This window comes from Gulosibacter sp. (assembly GCF_052090685.1).
Lineage (GTDB): Bacteria > Actinomycetota > Actinomycetes > Actinomycetales > Microbacteriaceae > Gulosibacter.
The window spans coordinates 1-21,027 of record NZ_JBQDBE010000003.1 but is presented as its reverse complement, the minus strand read 5'-3'; the positions used below and the strand labels follow the sequence as shown (position 1 = coordinate 21,027).

At 58.9% G+C, this 21,027-nt stretch carries 17 protein-coding genes; 4 read left to right on the top strand and 13 right to left on the bottom strand.

All coding sequences use genetic code 11. The features are described from left to right. Positions 1 to 69: 69 nt before the first annotated feature. The 8 genes from ACTHXA_RS02625 to ACTHXA_RS02590 all read right to left on the bottom strand — a co-directional run bounded on the left by ACTHXA_RS02625 (position 70) and on the right by ACTHXA_RS02590 (position 10,098). On the bottom strand, positions 70 to 1,539 hold the full coding sequence (locus ACTHXA_RS02625; protein WP_441669071.1) for an APC family permease: 1,470 nt from the start codon (positions 1,537 to 1,539) through the stop codon (positions 70 to 72). A 487-nt stretch (positions 1,540 to 2,026) separates the two neighbouring features. Beyond that, complete coding sequence (locus ACTHXA_RS02620; RefSeq protein WP_441669069.1) at positions 2,027 to 3,418, bottom strand: aspartate aminotransferase family protein; 1,392 nt, start codon at positions 3,416 to 3,418, stop codon at positions 2,027 to 2,029. 146 nt (positions 3,419 to 3,564) lie between these two features. Then, positions 3,565 to 4,428 carry a citryl-CoA lyase gene (locus tag ACTHXA_RS02615; RefSeq protein ID WP_441669067.1) on the bottom strand — a complete coding sequence of 288 codons (864 nt, stop codon included), beginning with the start codon at positions 4,426 to 4,428 and terminating at the stop codon, positions 3,565 to 3,567. A gap of 33 nt (positions 4,429 to 4,461) precedes the next feature. Further along, complete coding sequence (locus tag ACTHXA_RS02610) at positions 4,462 to 5,634, bottom strand: acyl-CoA dehydrogenase family protein (protein WP_441669065.1); 1,173 nt, start codon at positions 5,632 to 5,634, stop codon at positions 4,462 to 4,464. Between the two features lie 30 nt (positions 5,635 to 5,664). Beyond that, entirely contained in the window at positions 5,665 to 6,519 is an 855-nt protein-coding gene (locus tag ACTHXA_RS02605) for a polysaccharide deacetylase family protein (protein WP_441669063.1), read from the bottom strand. A 17-nt stretch (positions 6,520 to 6,536) separates the two neighbouring features. Continuing rightward, positions 6,537 to 7,316, bottom strand: coding sequence for an SDR family NAD(P)-dependent oxidoreductase (locus tag ACTHXA_RS02600; protein WP_441669061.1), 780 nt, complete (start codon positions 7,314 to 7,316; stop codon positions 6,537 to 6,539). A gap of 32 nt (positions 7,317 to 7,348) precedes the next feature. Further along, positions 7,349 to 9,508 (bottom strand): oxidoreductase, encoded by a 2,160-nt coding sequence (locus ACTHXA_RS02595; RefSeq protein WP_441669060.1) that lies wholly within the window; start codon positions 9,506 to 9,508, stop codon positions 7,349 to 7,351. Between the two features lie 143 nt (positions 9,509 to 9,651). Further along, positions 9,652 to 10,098 carry a hypothetical protein gene (locus ACTHXA_RS02590; protein ID WP_441669058.1) on the bottom strand — a complete coding sequence of 149 codons (447 nt, stop codon included), beginning with the start codon at positions 10,096 to 10,098 and terminating at the stop codon, positions 9,652 to 9,654. A 201-nt stretch (positions 10,099 to 10,299) separates the two neighbouring features. On the opposite strand from ACTHXA_RS02590, the gene ACTHXA_RS02585 reads away from it, so the two are divergent. Beyond that, the gene (locus ACTHXA_RS02585; RefSeq protein ID WP_441669056.1) at positions 10,300 to 11,100 is read left to right on the top strand and encodes an SDR family NAD(P)-dependent oxidoreductase; all 801 of its coding nucleotides are present in this window, start codon (positions 10,300 to 10,302) and stop codon (positions 11,098 to 11,100) included. 83 nt (positions 11,101 to 11,183) lie between these two features. Here the strand turns inward: ACTHXA_RS02585 and ACTHXA_RS02580 are convergent, their stop codons facing one another. The 4 genes from ACTHXA_RS02580 to ACTHXA_RS02565 form a co-directional block, all read right to left on the bottom strand. Beyond that, entirely contained in the window at positions 11,184 to 12,800 is a 1,617-nt protein-coding gene (locus ACTHXA_RS02580; protein WP_441669054.1) for a GMC family oxidoreductase, read from the bottom strand. 75 nt (positions 12,801 to 12,875) lie between these two features. After that, entirely contained in the window at positions 12,876 to 14,330 is a 1,455-nt protein-coding gene (locus ACTHXA_RS02575) for an APC family permease (RefSeq protein WP_441669052.1), read from the bottom strand. 142 nt (positions 14,331 to 14,472) lie between these two features. Then, a complete protein-coding gene (locus ACTHXA_RS02570) occupies positions 14,473 to 15,789 on the bottom strand; it encodes a flavin monoamine oxidase family protein (RefSeq protein WP_441669050.1) in 1,317 nt (438 codons plus the stop codon). Between the two features lie 18 nt (positions 15,790 to 15,807). Beyond that, complete coding sequence (locus ACTHXA_RS02565; protein WP_441669048.1) at positions 15,808 to 16,905, bottom strand: alcohol dehydrogenase catalytic domain-containing protein; 1,098 nt, start codon at positions 16,903 to 16,905, stop codon at positions 15,808 to 15,810. Between the two features lie 188 nt (positions 16,906 to 17,093). Between ACTHXA_RS02565 and ACTHXA_RS02560 the strand changes: the two genes are divergently transcribed. Beyond that, entirely contained in the window at positions 17,094 to 17,501 is a 408-nt protein-coding gene (locus ACTHXA_RS02560) for an FAD-dependent oxidoreductase (RefSeq protein WP_441669046.1), read from the top strand. On the opposite strand, the gene ACTHXA_RS02555 is transcribed toward ACTHXA_RS02560, so the two are convergent. Then, the gene (locus ACTHXA_RS02555) at positions 17,498 to 18,448 is read right to left on the bottom strand and encodes a LysR family transcriptional regulator (RefSeq protein ID WP_441669044.1); all 951 of its coding nucleotides are present in this window, start codon (positions 18,446 to 18,448) and stop codon (positions 17,498 to 17,500) included. The genes ACTHXA_RS02560 and ACTHXA_RS02555 overlap by 4 nt on opposite strands. A 127-nt stretch (positions 18,449 to 18,575) precedes the next feature. Between ACTHXA_RS02555 and ACTHXA_RS02550 the strand changes: the two genes are divergently transcribed. Then, positions 18,576 to 19,736 (top strand): FAD-dependent oxidoreductase, encoded by a 1,161-nt coding sequence (locus ACTHXA_RS02550; protein ID WP_441669042.1) that lies wholly within the window; start codon positions 18,576 to 18,578, stop codon positions 19,734 to 19,736. Next, positions 19,733 to 20,977, top strand: a complete 1,245-nt coding sequence (locus ACTHXA_RS02545) for an allantoate amidohydrolase (protein WP_441669040.1) — start codon at positions 19,733 to 19,735, stop codon at positions 20,975 to 20,977. Before ACTHXA_RS02550 ends, ACTHXA_RS02545 begins: the two co-directional genes overlap by 4 nt. Positions 20,978 to 21,027: the final 50 nt, after the last annotated feature.

Below are 21,027 nucleotides of genomic sequence, written 5' to 3'. Positions count from 1 at the left end.
TCACGAGACCACCAAGTGCCCTTCGCGAGCAGCACTACGCTGCTGAATTAGTCGATGCCGATTTCCAGACTATTCTCGGCCAATGTGAGCATACACATCCGCTTTCTTTCGCTTATAAATGGATGCAATCACGGCACCCGATGCGATCAACAGCCAGATGATCGCGAGAACCGTAACCCCGAGCGCGCCCGTCATTCCACTGAGCAAATCAAATCGGAAGGAAGCGAATACCAAGATCACGAGCATGAGTGCCGCCACGGCAAACATGACGATGGCATGCAACCTATTTCCCTTCAGTTTGCGCAATAGAAATACCCCGATTCCGAATGAAACCGTCGTGATAAGAATCAGCATCCCGTAGGAATACACACCAGCGATGTATCCGTACAGATTGTTGTTCTGGAAGAGTAGGACACCGAGAACCACCAAGATGATCAGCGCAGCTACGGACGCGATTACCGAGGCCTTGTATGGAGAGCCATGCTTAGAGTGCGTAGAACTGAGTGTCTTCGGGAAGACCCCGTCGGCTGCCATGTTGAAGACATAACGCGCAAGCACGTTGTGGCCGGCAAGTGCCCCCGCGAAGGCGCTGGTGAATAGCAGAACGATGGCTGCGTTATACGCGAAATCACCAACGTACGTACGGATGCTTTCTCCCGACACCGTCACGACATCGTTCGCGAGCACTTCCATGATGATGCCCGCGCCGTAGCCATTGATCAGCGCAAACGCTGCTACGGCGTATAGAACAGTAATCAACGTGACGACACCGTATGTGGCGCGCGGAATCGTGCGATCTGGATTCTTCACTTCATCGCGGAATATTACTGTCGCCTCGAAGCCGCCAAACAGACCGACCGCAAACAGACCACCCACGGCAATCGATCCAGACAAGATGTGTTCAGGCTTGAACGAATCGAAGGAGATCCCTTCGGCCCCGCCTTGGACGAACACTGCGACGCAGTATGTCGCGATGAGTACCAGTTCGAGACCGAGGAAGATTAGCAACGCTTTTGAAGAGAAACTGATATTCAAGTATCCCAATGCGGAAACTGCAACAAAGACGATCACGGTGCCGACCGGCCAAGGTATTTCGGGTCCGTTGAAGACGCCCGAAACGAAGTCGCTAAACGCAATCCCAGCAAGAACGTAGTTTGCTGTCATTGCCGCAAAGTAGGTGATCATCGAAGTGAACCCGGTGGAAAGCCCTGCTTCTTTACCGAGCCCGGCAGTAGTAAATGAGTAGAAACCGCCGGATCGTTTTAATGCGTTAGAAACTTTCATCAGGCCAGTTGCAATAATGAAGATGAGAATTCCGACCGCGATGTGAAGGACGGGCGTCCCCAACCCATTTCCCATCAGAATCATTACCGGCAGGAAACCCATAAACGCGAGTGCCGGCGCGTTATAGGCCATCACCGTGAACACGACTTCCAACGCATTCATTTTTCCTTGCAAGCCCGACTTTTGTGCTTCATCATCCACAGCCGAACCTGTAATGTTATGGGCTTTTATCGTCATGAATTTCTCCTCTTGCAATACTCAACGCTGAGTTGCGCACGCTGTTATTCGTGTTGGAACAATATTGTGCCATTCCCCGGACGAATCGCACTGTTATTTAAACGGATCCGTTGTGGACTATTGGACTTCTTCCAGAACGCAGACTCTATTTCAAAAGCGGTTGCTGCGCGCTCAAGCCGCCATTACGTTCGCTCCGCAACGAGCAAGACCTTCAGTTCTCCCTCGCCCCATTCCGGAGGTCGCGCCAGTGACGAGCGCCACTTTGCCACCGAAGCCGTGATTCACGCGCCCGTCTCCAATCGAATTCACCGCGTTCAATTCCAAAGCCGCTCGGGAACCGCGGTCACCGGCTCCAGATAGTTGAGGTGCGCGGTCTGCGCGCCGTCAACCGGCGGCACCGTCCCCGACACAAACGTAGTGCGAGGATCGGCGAGAAAGGCGAAAACGCGCCCGATGTCGAGAGGGAGGCCGATCCGCCGCTTAACCTTGTGACTTGTGGCCGGTCCTATGCGCGAATCGCGGATGCGAACGCGTCAAACGCCGAAACGTACGCGTCTACCGTCGACTCATCATGTGCGACCGAGAGTGTCCATTCTTCTTCTCTACCGGGTGCGGTGAAGACGCCGCGATTGACGTTGAACAGCCAAGCCAGAGACGTGAGCGCGGAAGTGTGGTCGTAGTGCTCCTGGTCCACCCAGAAGCTTTCGAAGTCCACGACCTTCGTGTCAGAGAACGCGACGCATCCTTTCGCCCCAATCGCGACGGTGTACGCAGTGAGGTCATAGCGAGCGATGACGTCATCCAACCCAGCGACCATGCGCTCGCGAAGCTTGCCGATGTATTCATAGGCGTCTTCGGTGAGCACCTCGAAGAGTGATGCACGAGCCGCGGCGAGGACAAGCGGGTTGCCGTTGTACGTACCGACCTGCACGACACTGCCGTCCGAGATTCGTGCGGCCGCTTCCTCGGTCATACCGATAGCCCCAGCGGGGAGACCGGCGCCGAGCACCTTCGAGACGGCCAGGAGGTCCGGAGTGACACCGAACGCACGGGTCGCTCCGCCGGGCCCGAGCGAGAGGCCGGTCTTCACCTCGTCAAAAATGAGCAGGATCCCGTGGCGCGAAGTGATCTCCCGCACCTGCTCGAGGTAGCCGGGTTCGGGAAGGACAACGCCAAGATTGAGCATTGCCGCTTCCATGATGACGCATGCCGGCTTCCGGCCTTCCGCGTCGAGTTCGTGGATACGCTTCTCCATGGCGGCGGCATCGTTAAACGGCACCGCGTAGGTGAGTTCGATGGTCGACTGCGGGATTCCTTCGCCGTATCCAACAGATGCGTAGCGGTCGCGCGTGCCTCGCTTCGACTGGTCGATCCAGCCCACGTCCACCATCACCGCGTCGTGGTGACCGTGGTAAGAACCAAAGATTTTCAGCACCGCTTCCCGGCCAGTCGTCGCGCGCGCGATGCGAATGGCGTCCATCGTCGACTCAGAACCCGAGTTCGTGTATCGCCACTTTGGCAGCCCGAAGCGTCGTGCGAGTTCGCTGGCAACCGCCGCCGCGTCACCACTCGGCGCACCGAAATGTGTGCCGAGAGAAAATCGTTCGGCAACAGCTTTTTCAATAATGGGATTTGCGTGGCCCTGGATCATTGCTCCAAAGCCATTCATGAAGTCATGATATTCGTTACCATCGACATCCCAAATTTTTGCTCCTTGCCCCCGTTCAATTGAAATGGGGTATGGATCCATCAACTGATATGAGCTTGCAACGCAGTCGACGAGAAATTCTGCCGATTGCTCCCAGCGCTCTTTTGACTTTCTTGTATTCGAAAGAAGCTTTGCGATTTCAATCTGAGTCAGCTCATCGATGCGCTCACGATTTGTGGGAGTACCCATGCTTATCCTTCACTTTCGTTTTACACCCGACGCCTTTGAAGCGAATCCATTCAGGTGGCTAAATAGCACTGCGACTAGTTAATCAGTTTCCAAAGAGTCACAAACTAGAATGACTCTGAATAGCCGTTTGGAAATTTGGAATCGTACTATCCGCGAACGGATGCGGCGCTCTCGACGGGTGAACCGGGTACCCAACCGGCCTCTAGCAAGTCGGCCGCAAGATCCCGCGCGGGCACGTCGTATTCAGCTTCAGTTGACTGAATCTTGCGAATGAGATGCCCCGATGACATTTCCTCGGTGATATGGGCAGCAACACCGGGGAGGGTGCCGATCACCGCGAGCGCCGTCGATTCCCTCGGCGTGAACCCGAGCGCTACGCATAGCGCTGCCAGCATACCCACGTCGTTTATCGGGAAATGGGCAAGCTTTGGGTTCTTGACGAACTCAGCGTGAATTGCCTCGTACAGTGCTGCGGGACCCTGCCACAGTCCCGCCTCCACCGCGATCTGCTTGAGTTTCTGCGATCTCGGATCTTCGAAGCGAAAGACGGGATGGCCGAAGCCGGGGATACGGAATCTCCGCGCGGTCGCGTCCTCGACAACGGACTTGGCAAATTCCGTCATGTCATCAGTGTCGGCCTGCTGGAACGCTTCATACTGTTCGGCGATATAGCTGGCGGCGAATTCCGGAGCAAGACTGTGTTCTCCGGCCGCGAGCACTGCCGCCGCGAGACCGGCCTGCATATTCGGATTGCTCGACACCACGAACCGACTCGCGGCTGTCCCTGATTTCTCGAGCCCGTAATCAAGAATTGCGGTGAGTATCGCATCAACAACGCGTGCCTCATTCGGAGAAGGCAGACGACCACGAAGTTGCAGAAACACAGTGGCAGCAAAGGGCATTCCGATAAGAGATTCCAGATCATAGCCACGAATGTAGACGTGTTCTGGCTCAATTCGGCTTACGCCAGTCTGCCAATACTTCTTCCCGTTATCTCCATTGATTGTCATGACAGTTTCTCCTTATAAGTACAGTCAACGCCGCTAGTTCATACCAGCGACAAGTTCTTTCGCGAGGACAAATCGCAGAATGTCGTTCGACCCCTCACCGATTGGCATCAGTGCGGCATCGCGAAAATAACGTTCAATTGGGAATTCTTTGATGTACCCCGACCCACCGAGAATTTGCATCGCGTCATAGATCGACTTCATCGCCGACTCGGTGGCATAGATTTTTGCCATTGCCGAGGCACCGCTCGCTCGACCCTCGGCGACCGTCTTGTGAGCGGCGTTGAGGTACAGCAATCGTGACGCTTCAATGCTCGTCGCCATATCGGCGAGCTTCATCTGGATGGCCTGGCGATCGCTCAACGGTTGCCCAAATGTTTCGCGTTGTGTTGCGTACTTGAGCGCTTCGTCGAGGCACGCCTGCGCCATGCCGGTCGACGACGCGGCCATGTAGATTCGGCCACGATCGAGGGCCGCCATCATCTGGTAAAAGCCCTTACCCTCATCGTCTCCGAGGAGGTTCTTGGCGGGCACGACCGCGTTCTCGAACACGAGTTCGGCAAGCTCAAGGCCCTTGTGCCCGAGTTTTTCGAAGTCATTGCCGTAGGAGAGCCCGGGGGTGTCGTGCTCGATCAGCAGCATACTGATGCCGCCACGGTGCGCGGGTTGAATCGTGGGGTCGGTCTTCGCCAGCAGCAGCACGGGATTGGCCCGGCGACCGTGCGTGATGAAGATCTTCGACCCGTTCACGATGTAGTTGTCGCCTTCGCGTCGGGCGGTGAGCTTGATGTCTTTGAGATCACTCCCCGTGGACGGTTCGGTCATCGCGATGGCGCTCATCCGTTCACCGGATACGATCCCGGGTAAGAACCGTTCCTTCTGTTCCTGCGTCCCAAACTTGTCGATCAGGTACCCACCCGCGGTATTGGTGTACACGAGGCTGGCCAGGCTCGCCTGCCCGCGTCCGAGTTCCTCGAAAATCACCCCGTAACTCACGTAGTCGGCATCGGACCCGCCAAATTCCTCGGAGATCGTGATGCCGAAGAGACCGAGTTCCGCGAGTTCAGGAATCAGCTCTTCCGGATAGATGTCGTTCCGGTCGCGTTGCCCGGCACCGGGCAGCACCCGCTGATTGACGAAATCTCGCACCATGTCTTTCAGCGCAACGTGCTCTTCTTCCAAGCCGAGCGGGGTGGGTTTCGAAGTCATGACGTTTCTCTCTTCCGCGAACGGTGTTGGCTAGTGATTCGTGACGTCGGGCTGCCAGGCGTCGACGGCCTCGGAGATCGTGGGGAACCAGACCCCATCGTGGGATTGCACGTACCCGATGAATGCCTCGAGCATGAGCAGGTTGTATGAGCGTCCGATCGTCTGTGGATGAAGGGTGAGCGTCACGATGCCGCCCGGGCATCGTTCGTAGGCGAAGTCGAACGCTGCTTTCCAGCGAGCAAGCAACGTCTCGTTCGATTGCTGGGTCGCGTTTCCTTTGAGCAATTCGAGTTCGGGGAAGTCATCGAGCCCCCACGAAACCGGGATCTCGAGCAGCCTGTAGGGGTCGCTAAAGGTGTTCCCCTGTTCCTTATCGATCTCGGTCACGAGTCGCGGATGGTAGGGATAGAAGTCACGGCCCATAAGCGACGAGTCCCATTCGAACCCGAATTCTTCCAGCACCGCGAACGTGTTGTTGGTGATGTCGAGTGCCGGCGATCGATAGCCGCGCGGCCGCTTGCCGATGAGCTGCTCGTGCAATCGCACCTGTAGCTCGACGAGGCGACGTTCTTCGTCCAGTTCCAGTTTGGGAACGTACTCGTGCCACACCCCGTGGGCAGCGATTTCGTGACCAGCCTCGACCACGGCAGCAACCGCACCCGGGAACGTTTGCATCGTGTGTGTAGGCACACTCCACGTCGTCGTGATGCCGTACCGGCGAAGCGTGTCGAGAAGTCGCGGCGCACCAACCTCGGCACCGAACTCACCACGGGACAAATCCGACTGCGATGTCGAACGGAACGTTCCCATCCATACGCTGTGTGCGTCGAAGTCGGGGCCAAGAGAAACCGCGAGTCGTTTCCCCGCGGGCATCGTCAATGCCATGCGCGTCTAATCCCTCCCTAGGCCGCAATCCAGCCACCGTCGACGTGGATGACGTCGCCGCTGATGTAGCTCGCGCCCTCGCCACCGAGGAAGAACACGACCGACGCGACCTCGGAAGCATCAGCAGGTCGCTGCAGGGGTAGCAGCATCCGCTGGAGATCCGAATTCGTGCCAACGCCGACATTCGTGTCGGGCACAAGCTCGCCCAGGATCTCTTCCGAGGTCGCGCGGATGCCGGTCTTGATCACGCCCGGTGCGATCGTGTTCGCGGTGATCCCGTGAGGGCCAAGATCGACCGCGAGCCGACGGACCATGCCTTCGATCCCCGCCTTCGAAGCGTCATAGGCGAGCCCGTCCGGTGTGGCACGGTGCGCCGCGATCGAGCTCATGAGCACGATGCTGCCCGACTTCTGTCGAATCATTTGTTCAGCGACCGGTTTCACGACGTTGAACGTGCCGGTGAGATTGATGTCGATAATGCGGTGCCACAGCTCGGGCGTCGTGGTTTCGACGGTGGCCAGGCCGTCGAAGACGCCCGCGCAGCCGGCGAGGACATCAATCGACCCGTGCTCCGCGACACGACGAACCGCGTCTTGCACCGAGTCGAAATCGGTCACGTCGACCGCATGGGTCTCGACGCGGTCGTCGGGCAGCCCCTCGGCGACCGTCCCGAGGCGCTCGTCCGAAATATCCAAGAGGTGGACGCGGTCGCCGGCATCGGCGAAGACCTTTGCCACTGCGGCACCAATGCCGCTACCGGCGCCGGTAATGAGGATGTTCCGTGGATTGTTAGCCATGCTGCTGTAGTTCCTCTCTGGAATGCGAATACTCAGTAGATGCTTGACAGTGAGCGTGCGCCCAATTGGTAATCCTCTGGTGAGGAGTCGATGATTCGTCGTTCCCGGATGAAGGGGAGCGGTTTCGCGGGGTTCTCCGTGTCAATTTCTCGGGCAAGTCGGTGGCCGGAGAAGATCGCTTCAGCGATGAAGTGGGGCCGGACGCTGTCGCCGATCCGGTGCACCATCTGGATCTCGTTCTCGGCCCACTCGCTCTTTCGCTGTTGCAGCCCGTGGAATATCCCATCGTCGGAGTGCCGCGGTCCGACAAGGACGACGTTGTCAACGCCGAACGTTTCCTGCCGGTCCGGCGAGGTGAGAGACACGGTATCTGGCCCGGCGGGTGTGACCGCCGTTTCTGTCCAGAGTTTCACTCCGAGGGCACGCAGATCGCGAAGCGTGTGCGACGCCTCGAGCGTTCGACGCTGATACTCCGCGATGTGCTCGCCCTTGGTCGCAAGCACAACCTGTTTACCCTGCTTCGCCAGGAGTTCGGCGATACCCGGCCCCATGAAATAACCGTCGTAGTCGACGACGACCACGCGTTCGCCGACTTCGACCTCGTCCCGAACGACCTGTTCCGGAGTTAGGAGCCGCTCCCCAAACACGGGCTCCAGGCCAATCGGCAGCCGGTTGAACGGGTCGAGCCCATTACGCGAGTAGTGCGAACCGGTCGCGACGATAACAATGCCCGCGCCATAGTCAAGCGCTTCATCCGCGTCGAATTCTGTTCCCAAGATGATCTCGACGTTCTCGAGCTTGCTCAGCTGGTGCTCGCGATATTCGATGAGTCGTCGCCATTCGTGGCGCCCGGGAAGCTTCGACACCCAGTTGACGCTGCCGCCGATCTTCGATTCGGCATCGACGAGGTGCACATTGCGAAGGCCGCGCTTCCCGAGCACCATCGCGCATTCCATACCCGCGGGGCCGGCACCGATGATGAGGACGTCGCTCTCGCGGTTCTTGGCCAGTGAGAACTCCTCCGGTTTCCAGCCTCGACGGTACTCCTCCCCCGCAGTCGCATTCTGCGTGCACTGCAAAGGCATCGAGACGACGTCCCGCGAAACGCAGATATTGCAGCCAATGCACTCGCGAATGTCTTCGATATTGCCAGTGCGAACCTTTTCGGGCAGGAACGGGTCCGCGATCCCGGCTCGTGCCGCGCCAATGAAGTCGCACTGGCCATTGTTCAGTACATCCACCATCGTGTCGGGGCTGTTGAACCGGCCAACGTTAACGACGGGCTTGGCGGTGTAGGCCTTGAGCCCGTCAACGTAGGGCTTTTGGTGATTCTCACCGACGGTTCGCGAGGATTGCGCATCAATGCCCCAGTCTTCGACGCCCGGGACAAAATCCCAGTAGTCGACGAGGTCGTCGAGTGCCTGAATGATCTGTGGGGTATCGCCGTTTGCTCGAATGCCTCGATCGCCAAGCCCGATCGGCGCGTCCAGAGTGTCGACGCCGAGCCGAAGTCCGAACGCGATGTCGGGGCCAGCGGCTTCCCGAACCGCGATGAGCATCTCCCGGATGAATCGAGTGCGGTTCTCGACGGAACCACCGTACTCGTCTGTGCGCGTGTTGAAGTAAGGGATGAGGAATCGGGAAATGATCGACGCGGCATGGCCGCAGTGGAATGTCACGAGATCGTAGCCGGCATCCCGCGCGCGAAGTGTGGCGCTGACGTAGATCTGCATGATCTCCTCGATTCCGTCGCGGTCGAGTTCCATCAAAGTACCCGCGTAGGGGACGAGCATTCCGGACTCGCCCATGCTGCCCCCGAGACCCTTGGGCTCGAGCCCACGACCCTCGGTCATCGGGCTCACCGAAACGTTGTATTCCAGCTCGATGCCCGCGAGCGCGCCATTGCGTTTGATTTCGCTGGCCACGAACCGCTGATTGCGGACATCGCCCTCGTCCCAGAGGCGCGACATCTTGAACGGAGTCTTGTCCATGTCCGGCGAGATCGTGTTTGCCTCGGTGAACACCACTCCCCAACCGCCCGCCGCTCGGTTCGCACGCACGCCGGCTTGGGAAGCAACGTTGTCGATACCGTAGCCGATGGCGTGTGGCGTCGACCAGAAGCGATTCTTCGCGGTGTGCGGCCCAACCTGAATGGGTTCGAACAGCACCGAATAGCGCTCGTTAAGTGTCACTACATTCCCCCTTGACGTCCGACACAACCGTGAATCTGCTTCGACAGTACGCACCGTGCATACTGCCAAGTTTTGGAACAATCACCAACGCGATCTCGATTCGACAGAATTCTTCCGAGAGTCTCGCTTTCCGAGTTGGACGATCACACGCTTGGCTTGCGCGACCACAGGAAAACCCATATCCCCTGCTGACAAATGACGTCGTTCTGGTTTCTGACGGCGAACGAGAACTTCACGACACCGCGGTCCCGCTTGCTCTGCGATTCCCGAAGCGAAGCGACCCGCTGCACCACATGAATCGTGTCGCCGACCTGCACCAGCGCGACGAACTCCCACTCCTCCATCCCGAGCACCGCCATGGCGGTCGCCTCGTTGATTCCGAGCCGCACCCAGGCGAGACCGGTCGCGATCGCCAAGACGCCCGCCTCGGGCAGAATCTGACGCCCGTGTGGCGAGGTCTCGATCGGCACACCGGTCAAACCGGCGATGTCGGCCACATCCGACCCCGTCACGGTCTGTCGGGGAGTGACCCATGCATCCCCCAGTGAGAAATCTTCGAAGAGCAGGCCCTGACGCAACGCGTTATCCATGCCTGGACGCTATCGAGGCCTGCGCACGCCGTCATTCGTACATACGACTATGGCGGACGAGTTTGCTTGAAAGAGTTACGAGTGAGGGAGCGTGCAGTGGGGACCTACGATGCCTTGAATTGCACAGCTTTATACGCGCAGTTTTTACGCACAGTGGCTTTTTTCGCGCACTGTGGTGCATTCACATCGAAAGGCGTCGAGATGACTGAGACTGCAGAGCCGAACGTGGCCGTCGACTACCCAGAGGTCCGGGCCATCGTCGCCGGCGGGAGTTCGGGCATCGGTTACGCGAGCGCAGCGAAGCTGGCCGCGCTCGGCACCCGGCATTTCGCGCTCATGTCGCGCGATAAGGGGCGAATTGAGGCCGCCCGTGACCGACTCCTCAACGAGTTCCCCGAGGCAACCGTCGAAGCCATCGCCTTCGATGCGGTCGATCCGAAGTCCGTCGAAGACTCGATCGATCATGCGGCCACTGCGCTCGGTCGCGTCGACGTTCTCGTGAACTCGATTTCGGCGCCGGCAACTCCGGAGCTGCTCTTCCGGACCCCAATCGAGGCCATCCCGGACATGCTCATCCAGCAGGGCGTCCCGCCGATGCTGCTCACGAGGGCAGTGCTCCCGTACATGCGCGAGCGCCAGTCTGGCAGCATCATCAATATCGCTTCGGATGCCGCCAAGGCCGCCACCCCGGGCGAAACGGTACTCGGCGGTGCGATGGCGGCGATCGTCATGTTCTCGCGCGCAGCCGCGCTCGAGGCAAAGAGGGACGGGATCCGCGTGAACGTCGTGACGCCTTCCCTGCTGTCGGGCACACCGACCACCGCACGCGCCACAAAGGAGGGTTTCAGCAAGAAGCTTTTCGAGAAGGCGGCCGCACTCGCCGCCCTCGGTGTCGCGAACGCGGAAGACCAAGCCGAGATCGTCGCGTTTCTCGCGGGTCCCGCATCCGTTCGGCTCACCGGTCAGGCGATTAGCGTCAACGGCGGCATCAGCGCATTCTAGCCGCGACCACGTCGAGAGGGCGGCGGAAGGGCTCTTGGCGAATCCGCCAGGAGCCCTTCCGCGCGTCCGATGCCGCGATACGGCTATGCGGCGCCTTCTGCGATTTGAATTGCCGACCGGGCCGCGAACGCAACGACGGTGGGCGTGGGATTCACCGAGGAGGACGTCACGAACACGCTGCCGTCGAGGATGTACAGGTTCGGAACGTCGTGCGTTTTCCCGAACTCATCCACGACTGATGACTCCGGATCGGTACCGCATCGCGACGTACCGAGCATGTGCCAGCCGACCTCGGGCATCCACTCGACGCGCTTCGTCTCGACGGCACCGCTCGCCATGTGCGCTTCCGTCATCCTCGCAACCTGGAACTCAATGTTCTTCCGACTGTCGTCGGAGATTCGGTACGTGATCTTCGGCGCGGGAAGGCCCGAGCTGTCGACGAGTTTCGAGCTCAGCGACACCGCGTTCGACTCCATCGGCAGATCCTCGATCTCCGCACCCCATTCGAACGATCGGCCCATGGCCTGTTCGACAAGGCGCTGGCCGGCGGCACCGGTCCGCTCCTCCACCGGTAGATCCGCGTAGCGGTCGAGGATCTCCATGGGGCCGGTCACTGGCATCGAGAACCACTTCGCGCCGCGGGTGAAGCCCCGGCTCGCATCAGACTCGGCGAACTGCATCGAGTTGATATTCGCCCCGTGCGGCCCAAGCCAGCTCTGCAAGGGTTCGTCGTAGACGCCCATGACCGTCACGAGCGGATGCATCATGAGCCGTTTGCCGACGAGGCCCGAGGAATTGGCGAGGCCGTTCGGGAATCGCTTAGACGTGGACATCAAGAGGATTCGCGCTGTCCCCACCGCGTTGGCGCAGAGAATGACTTTGGTCGCGCTCGCGTGATGTTCTTTACCATCGGCGTCGATCCAGGTTGCTCCTGTCGCTCGTCCCTGATCATTCACGGTAATCTCGCTGACTCGCGCTTCGGTGATGAGGGTCACGCCCGCGGTCAATGCTGCGGGCCACATCGCAACATCGAACGACGCCTTTGCGCCTTCCGGGCAACCAGTCATACAGGTTCCCCACCGGGCGCACGCGCCCCTATCGCCGACGGTCTTCGTCGCGATAGCGTGCGAGTTGGGCCACCAGTGCCACCCGAGCTTATTCAGTCCCTCTGCGGCTTTCACGCCGATTCGTCCGATGGGTACTCCCGTCATCGGTGGCTCGATACCGGACGGGTACGCCGTGTCACCAGCGAGTCCAGACGAACCGATCATCTCGTCAGCGAGGTCGTAGAAGGGTTCGAGATCCTCGTACGTGAGTGGCCAGTCGTCGGCGACGCCGGTGAGCGACTTCACCCGGAAGTCTGAGGGAACGAACCGCGGCCACTCCGCGCCGAACATGATCGAGCTCCCGCCGACACCATTGAAATTAATCGGGTGCATCTCCGCGTCCTCGACGTCGCACGGGTAATCCCAGGAGCGCTGTCTTGTATTGGGATTGCCGGACCAGATACTGTGCGTGAGCACATCGCGCTCGAGCTTGTCGCTGGGATAGTCAAGTCGGTTCACCCAGCCTCCTTGCTCGAGCACGGTAACCGAGTAACCACTCTCGGCGAGGATGCGCGCCGCAGTCGAACCCGACGGTCCAGCTCCGATAATCAACACATCGGAGTGATCAGTCGTAGATTTTAGGAACTGAGTCATTCTTTGCTTCTCTTCTTCCTTGTCTTTCTCTTCGTGGTATCAGGCGCGCCTCGCAGCGTCGCGGATACCTATCGCTTAATCTTCGCGACGGCCAACGCGGGCATACACATCGGGCTTACGCGACTTCAACCATGCGGCAAGGGCAACACCCGAGAGGATGAATAGCCAACAAACGACTTGAGCGATAATCGCTGGCGGCCCCGACAAGCCGCTCAGGAGGTCGAAGCGTACAGATGCGAAGAACAATGCCGCAAAGAAGATGGCCGACGAAATGAACATGGCAGATACATGGAGCTTGTTGCCGATGCGATTCCTGAACATGTACAGCCCAATCGCTAAGGTCACGAGCGTCATGAGGATGATCATGCCGTATGCAACGAATGAAACGACGGTGCCATAGAGAATACCCTCATCGATTGGCGTGAGTGCGACGCCGATAACGCCGACAACGCAAGCGACCGAGACAAAGAACGATGCTTTGAACGGCGAGCCGTGCTTCGGATGGCTCGCAGCCATTGAACGAGAAAAGATCCTGTCGACACCAAAGTTGTAGACGTACCGTGTGAGGATGTTGTGCGACGCGAGAGCCAAAGCTAACGCGCTCGTAAACAGCAACAGATTCGCGAAAAAGTATCCCCAGGGTCCGACATACTCCATGACGCTTGCGCCCGCGGCACCACTGACGTCTTCCGCGAGCACCTCCAGAATGACGGAAGGTCCATAGGCATTGATGAACGTCCACGCAAGCAAGGCATACGATCCAGCGAGCAGCGCCACCACGCCATAGGTGGCTCGTTTGATCGTTCGGTCCGGGTTCTTCACTTCTTCGCGGAAGACCACGGTTGCCTCAAAGCCACCAAAAATTGTCACGGCAAAGAGTGCTCCGACGGCGAGGGATCCGGAAAAGATGTGCTCAGGTTTGAATGAATCGAGGCCGAGACCGTCGGCACCGCCTTGGGCAAGAACCGCAATAATGTAAGCCGCGATCAAGACGAATTCCGCGCCGAGTAGGACATAGAGAACTCGAGCTGAAAACTGAATACTTAAGTAACCGAGGACAGCGACGAATACGAGCATGATCGCTCCGCCAACCCACCACGGGAGATTCGGACCGTTCAAGAAGTCGACGACCAAGTCGCCGAACGCAATCCCGCCGATCACGTACACGCTGACTGCCGCGGCGAAATACGTCATGAGGGCGGTGAATCCCGCCCCGAGTCCAACGACACGACCCGCGCCTGCGGATATGAGCGAGTAGAAGCCACCCGGGCGCTGCGTAGCCTCCGAGACTTTGAGCAGTCCCGAGGCAACGACGGCTAGGAGCAGCCCAACCGCAATGATCAGTGCAGGTGCACCGAGTCCGTTCCCCCAAAGGATGAGCACTGGGAGGAACCCCATAAACACCACGGCTGGGCCGTTATAGGCAACCACCGTAAAAATGACGTCAACGACGCCCATGTTCCCGGTCAGTTTTGTGTTTTCTTTTTCATGCGGCGGAATAATCGCTGACACGCCTGTCTTATCACTCACGCTAATGGCCCCTTTGCATCAATATTGTGAATAGTTTCTAACGAAAAAACGTATTGACCTCTGCAGAAATAGGCAGTTGGCAAATCAACGAGAATTCATTCGCAGCCTCGTAAGGCTCACAAGTAGCGCCGCAGCACGGCTTCTAGTTCACCGAGACGGGCAATAATGATTGTTGAACTCTTTTCGCTACCGATGAACCACTATCGATGGCACCCGCGATCCACCCGGTCCACACTAGTGAGTGGTCGGCTCCCGCGAAATAAATGCTCCCGTGGGGCTTCGCAAACGCAAGATACTCGCCGCTCGCCACCCAGTTCGCATCGATGATCATCGACGTTCCGTCGGAAAACTCGTCATTGTTCCAATTGTGAGAGTCGATCGAGATGACTTCGACTTCGGGGAGGAAGTTCCGAAGGGCATTCTGGACGCTCTCCAAACTCGTCGGCTCGATCTGAGTTGCGTCGAACGAAAATGTGCAGACGAGCGACGTTCCGTCCTCGAGACGATACAGGCTGTACGCCCATTCAACACCGGTGTTCCAACCCACGCCGAGGAACTCCTCGGGGACATTCCGGCAGTGTGCCCAGATCTTGAACGACTTCGAGCTGGTGCCCTTGGCAACCTTCGATGCTGCTTTCTCGGGAAGTGCTGGGTCGAACTCCACTCTGTGCAGGGAATTGATCGGCACCGTGCAGACGACCGTCCGCGCGGTGACTTCTCCACCGTCAGTCTCAATCACGACAGGCAATCCTTCCGGCTGTCGAATCTTTCGAACGCGAGTGTTCAGCCGAATCTCGCCGGCTATGGATCCCGCGATTGCATTGATCAGCGACACAGTTCCATCTGCAAACCGTGCCGACAGGCCGTAGTGAAAGCCAGTGAGGTTGTCGCCGAACTGTCCTGCAATGGTCAGGAGGTGGAGCAACGAGGTGTGGTCTTCCGAGCATCCCGTATACATTGCTGCCCAGGAATACACGAACTCGCGAGTGGCCCGCGGAAGATCGCGGATCGGTGGCCATTGTGAAATTGGGACATCCAAATCGCTATAATCTTCCGCTTCCACGAGCATTCCACCAGGAACTCGTTTGAGTTCCTCGTGGAAAGACGCGATGAACTTCTCAGCGGCCTGGAATTCCTCTGGCGGAATGGGCGCGTGCTCACGCTTTTGGCCGCCGGTAACCCATGCGTATTGTTGACACTCCGCTTGCTCAACAATGTCGATTCCGTATCGCTCGACTTCGCGCATGACGGATGGCATCCAGTCCTTGGAAACCCATGTGCCGCCCATTTCAATCAATTTGTCGCTGTCGCGGTAGTTGCGGTACCAAGTGCGACCACCGAGACGGTCTCTTCCCTCGAGAACGAGAATTCGGTGACCCGCGGCTTCCAAATCTCGCGCCGCAATAAGCCCGGAGAAACCTGCACCAATGACGACGACGTCATATTCGACTGTGGACATAATGACTCCTCTGTGTATTCAGAATTTGATGAACTGCTTGAGTACTGATTTTTTAGGATCCGCAAGATCAGCGATAGCGCGCTCAATATCGTTGAAATGGTACGAATCGGTAAAGAACAGGGAGGCATCGATGCGCTTGTTCTGCAAAAGTCGGTAAAGCCGCGATAATCGTTCTTTTCCGCATCGTTGAAACGTGCTGATTATCGTCTTGTCGCCCAGCCCCCAGCCCCAGTGCTCCAGTGGAATTCCCAGCACCCCATCATCCGACTCGGACAACGACTCATACGAGCTGAGTATGCTGATCGTGCCACCGACCCTGGTCAGTTCAACGGCCAGCGGAAAGCCCTGGCGCGACCCCGAAGCCTCGACAACACAATCGGCGCCCTGCCCGTCGGTGAGGCGAAGAATCTCGGTGCGAACATCGTGTTCGTGGTTATTGAGGAGCGTGTCAGCGCCAAGCGCGGCGGCCCGTTCTTCGCCACCCGGACGGTTCTTCACCCCGATCACCAGACCGGCACCCGACTGTCGCGCTGTCGCCATCGCCGCAAGCCCCACGTGGCCCTGGCCGATCACCACGACAACGCCGCCGAGAGGAATATTCGCGCCCTCGATTCCCGAGCTCCCCGACGCAAGGGTGTCTACCCCGAGAAGCGCTTCTTCGTCAGTGAGATCATCGGGGATCCGGCACAGGTTGTGTTGCGCGTCCGGAACGAGATAGAACTCCGAAAGCGTGCCGTCCAGAGTAACGCCGGCCATGTATCCACCCCAGACCTTGCTGCCGCAGTGCCCGCGAAATCCACGCTGGCAATTAACGCATTGACCGCATGGCGTCGTCGACATCGATGCGACTCGATCGTCAACCTTGAACCCTTCGACGAGCTCTCCCGTGGCGTGGACCATGCCAATGGCCTCGTGGCCCACGACCACCCCCGCGTCGGTGTTCTCCTCGCCCGACGCGAAGTCAAAAGCGCCCTCGATCGTCGCGAGATCCGCCGAGCACATCGAGGCTGCTGTGGTTCGAACCAGCACGTCATTGGGGCCGGGCATTGGTATCGCTCGAGGTTCGAGCGCGGCACGCCCTCCTCGCGCTACGAGTGCCTGCATTGAACTTGTCAATTCGTTGCCTCCTCACTGCGCTGCGCTCCCTCGCACACCGCAGACCGATTCTTCGTTCTCATTGGAGGCTAGGTCCAGCGAACTGATCTCCTAACTGTCAATCGTTCGAAGCCCTACTCGTTCTCTTGTGAATGCCACAACTCCGAGCGTCGGTTCACGATCGCCATCGGGCCCCAGAGTGGCCGACCATGAATCATATGCTGCGCGAGGGCGGTGTGAAGAAAGCAATCTATGCGCTGCCTGGCGGCCGAAATGGGGACCACCGGGGTCTCAAGGTGGCGCTCCACAACGGTGGCAAAGTCTTGCCCTCGGCCGCGCAACAGGACGGACAAGTGGACCCGGCGAACCGTCAATGGGTGACCGACTATGTCCGCAAGTTCATTCCCGGAGTGGTTCCGGAGCCGTATAGCGAAGCGACGTGCCTCTTCACGAATACACCGACCGAAGATTTCGTGCTCGAACGCGTCGAGGGCATCACGATTGTGTCAGCCTGCTCTGGCCACGGCGCGAAGTTTGGGCCGCTCATTGGATTGCTCGCTGCCGGTGTCGCCACGCAAAACGGGGCGGTTCCGGACGAGTTCCGCGTGCCACGCTAAGCGACAGGACTGATCGCCGCATCCCCTGCTGCCTCATCCGCCGCACGTTTCCGCGCGACCTCATCCTCAACCACTTCTCCCACCGAAACGGCACACCCAAGAAACGCCCGGGCAGCTTCGCTCGCGTCATCAGTATGTGCGATGAAGAGCTCGGAAGTCGGACTGCCATGAATCGGCTTCGACACCACTCCAGGCATCTGAATTCGCCGGATCGATTCTGGCAGGACAGACACCCCGACACCCGCCGCAACGAGCCCCATTACCGTTTCCTGGTGAACCGCTTTCTGCACAACCTTTGGCGGGCGTTCAACCCCTGCAAAAATCTCCATGAGGCGCGAAACATAGCCGGGCATCAATCGGTAGGGGAAGAGCACGAGACGCTCATCGGCGAGATCAGTCGGCTCAATCTCACCCACATTCGCCATCACATGACTCGATGGCAACACCGCGAGCAAGTGTTCGACGGCCACTCGAGTGAGGTTGATTCCAGGAACCGCACCGGCATCCCGCAAGAACCCGATATCGAGTTCGCCCTCGAGCAGCGCATCAGTTTGCTCACCCGACGTCAGTGGCTCAATATCCAATCGCACATTGGGAAGTCGTTGCGAGAATTCCCGAATCGTATTCGGGAGCACGGAATAGCTTGAGGAACTCACGTAGCCGACCTTGAGCGTTCCACTCAAGCCGCGCGTGACGCTGCCCACTTCCTCGATTGCCGCGTCCAAGCTGTCAAGCAATTCTGATGCTCGCCGCCGAAATGTCTCGCCCTCGGGAGTGAGCTGCACCCGCCGGGTGCTGCGTACGAAGAGCTTCGCTCCGAGCTCGGATTCGAGCTGCTTAATCGCGACGGTCAAGGGTGGCTGCGAAATCCGTAGCCGCTGCGCCGCTCGACCAAAATGTAGCTCTTGAGCGACCGCCAAAAAATACTCGAGGTGCCTAATCTCCATAGATTAATAGTCTATCCAAAATAATCATTCCATAATCGATATTGGACACACACATTATCCAGTGACGTAATAGAACCAGTCCCCAATCCAGAGGACTCACAATCATTACCACTCACTAGGAACCATCGTGGAATCATCCAAATACGTCGTCATCGGTGCCGGCCTGATGGGCGCAGCAACCGCATGGCGTCTCGCTGACGAAGGTCATGAAGTTACGCTGCTCGAGCGTGATATTCCAGCCAACGCGCAAGGAAGCTCGCATGGCTCGGCTCGAATCTTCCGATATGCCTACCACCAACGAACCTATGTACAACTCGTCAAAGCAGCGGCATCCGGTTGGGATGAACTCAGCCGCCGTAGTTCCCGCACCCTGATCTCCACGTTCGGCGCGATCGACCATGGAGATGTGCGCGATCCGCGCAGTCTCGTACCGGTCTTGGAAGCCGAAAACATCACTCACGAGCTGCTCAGCGCCGAAGAAGCGCAAGCCCGCTGGCCACAGTTCAAATTCGACGGGGAAGTACTCTGGCAGCCTGATGCTGGCGTGCTCGACGCCCAGAACACGGTGTATTCGATGATCGATCTCGCGATCCAGTCGGGCGCTCAGATCCGCACCCGCTGGGAAGTCGCGGATGTCGCCCGAACCGCGACCGGGTTTGTGATTACGACCGAAGACGGTCGACAGCTGCAGGCTGAGGAAGTGATCGTTGCTGCAGGTGGTTGGATTCCAGAGCTGCTGCGCAATCTCTCACTCCCCGAACGCTTCGTGCGGGCAATGCCGAAAATCCAAGTGCGCCAGGAACAGGCCTACCACTTCCCCTACGCCGACTACGCCGAACCCAATCGCGCAATCTGGCCAACATTCATCCACAAGTACGGGACCTGGGAGTCTTACGGTCTACCCGGTGGCCGCGACGCAGACTACCGCGGTCAGAAGGTAGCGCAGTTCAACGGCGGCCAGATGCTGTCTTCCGCAGCCGAACAGGATGGTCAAATCGACCCCGCCAATCGAGCTCGCCTCGTGGAGTACGTCAAGGAATATTTGCCCGGCCTCATCCCCGAGCCCTACGCAGAAACGACATGCTTGTTCACGAGCACGCCGACGGAGGATTTCGTGCTCGATCGCGTCGATGGAGTAACTGTGGTGTCGCCGTGCTCGGGACACGGTGGGAAATTTGCGCCAATTATTGGGGAGCTGGCCGCAGGGCTCGCAACTGGCACCGGCTCAGTTCCCGATGAATTTCGCGTGCTCGCGAACCACGAACTCGTAGGAGGAACACCCGCATGATCGCCACCGCATCCGTCACCGGGCTAATGCGCGATATCGAACATCTCGGTATTGACCTGCGCCGTGGCGGCTACAGCCGGCCAATGTTCTCGACCGCGGAGGCGGACCTCCGGAGTTGGTTCATTGCCGAGGCAGAGCGCCGCGACCTTTCCGTGGAGCCTGACCTCAACGGTGCCATCTGGGCATGGTGGGATTTGCCGAACGGGAACCGTGAAGACGCTCTCATTACGGGCAGCCACCTCGATTCAGTTCCCGGCGGCGGTCAGTTCGACGGCCCACTCGGTGTCGCGTCGGCGCTTGTGGCACTCGACGAGCTGCAGAAGCGCGAGATTTCTCGTGATCGCGCTCTCTCGATCGTCGTGTTCCCCGAGGAAGAAGGCTCACGCTTCGGTGTCGCGTGTCTTGGTTCTCGGCTCATGGCCGGAGCTATCTCACCGGATGTCGCGCGGAATCTTCGTGATGCGGAAGGCAATACCTTCGCGGAAATTGCGCGCAAGCATGGCCTCGACCCGGAACACATCGGTCCACAACCAGAATTAATGGCCCAGGTTGGCGCGTTCGTGGAACTGCACGTGGAACAGGGTCGCGGCTTGATCGATCTCAACCAACCCATCGCCATCGCATCCTCCATCATCGGCCACGGCCGCTGGCGCATCTCCGTCTACGGGCAAGGCAACCACGCCGGCACCACTCTCATGAGCGATCGACGCGATCCCATGATCGCGGCGGCCAGAATGGTCGTCAAGATTCGCGATCTCGCGACCGGAGAATCGGATGCTCGTGCCACGGTCGGTCGGCTCCAGCCGGTCCCGGGTGGGACGAATGTGATTGCCTCGCGTGTCGATTTTTGGATTGATGTGCGCCACCCGGATGATGCTGTGACTGCTCATCTCGTCGAAGACATCCGCGAACAAGCAGAACTGATCGCCGCCGAAGAGTCATGCACGATGGAATTTCGCGAAGAATCGATCAGCCCTACCGTGAGTTTCGACGCTTCGCTTTCGAAACGGCTCCAGGAGTCGTTGCCGTCGGCACCGATACTCAGCACCGGTGCCGGGCACGACGCTGGTGTCTTGGCCGCGAGCATCCCATCCGCCATGATTTTCGTGCGCAACCCAAGCGGCATCTCGCATTCTCCCGAAGAATATGTCGAGGATGCGGATGCGGAGTTAGGCGGCACCGCGCTCGCGGACGCGCTGCAACCGCTGCTGCTCAACGTATCGTCGCGTGCAGAGGCCTAGTCGCTTGGATGTATTTCGGAGTCTCGCTGCGACACCCGCGGTGCCGTGGA

Coding starts and splice junctions, on each gene's coding strand:
- ACTHXA_RS02620 (WP_441669069.1), bottom strand. CDS start 3,418: ATGGGTACTCCCACAAATCGTGAGCGCATCGATGAGCTGACTCAGATT.
- ACTHXA_RS02615 (WP_441669067.1), bottom strand. CDS start 4,428: ATGACAATCAATGGAGATAACGGGAAGAAGTATTGGCAGACTGGCGTA.
- ACTHXA_RS02610 (WP_441669065.1), bottom strand. CDS start 5,634: ATGACTTCGAAACCCACCCCGCTCGGCTTGGAAGAAGAGCACGTTGCG.
- ACTHXA_RS02605 (WP_441669063.1), bottom strand. CDS start 6,519: ATGGCATTGACGATGCCCGCGGGGAAACGACTCGCGGTTTCTCTTGGC.
- ACTHXA_RS02600 (WP_441669061.1), bottom strand. CDS start 7,316: ATGGCTAACAATCCACGGAACATCCTCATTACCGGCGCCGGTAGCGGC.
- ACTHXA_RS02590 (WP_441669058.1), bottom strand. CDS start 10,098: ATGGATAACGCGTTGCGTCAGGGCCTGCTCTTCGAAGATTTCTCACTG.
- ACTHXA_RS02585 (WP_441669056.1), top strand. CDS start 10,300: ATGACTGAGACTGCAGAGCCGAACGTGGCCGTCGACTACCCAGAGGTC.
- ACTHXA_RS02580 (WP_441669054.1), bottom strand. CDS start 12,800: ATGACTCAGTTCCTAAAATCTACGACTGATCACTCCGATGTGTTGATT.
- ACTHXA_RS02570 (WP_441669050.1), bottom strand. CDS start 15,789: ATGTCCACAGTCGAATATGACGTCGTCGTCATTGGTGCAGGTTTCTCC.
- ACTHXA_RS02560 (WP_441669046.1), top strand. CDS start 17,094: ATGAATCATATGCTGCGCGAGGGCGGTGTGAAGAAAGCAATCTATGCG.
- ACTHXA_RS02555 (WP_441669044.1), bottom strand. CDS start 18,448: ATGGAGATTAGGCACCTCGAGTATTTTTTGGCGGTCGCTCAAGAGCTA.
- ACTHXA_RS02545 (WP_441669040.1), top strand. CDS start 19,733: ATGATCGCCACCGCATCCGTCACCGGGCTAATGCGCGATATCGAACAT.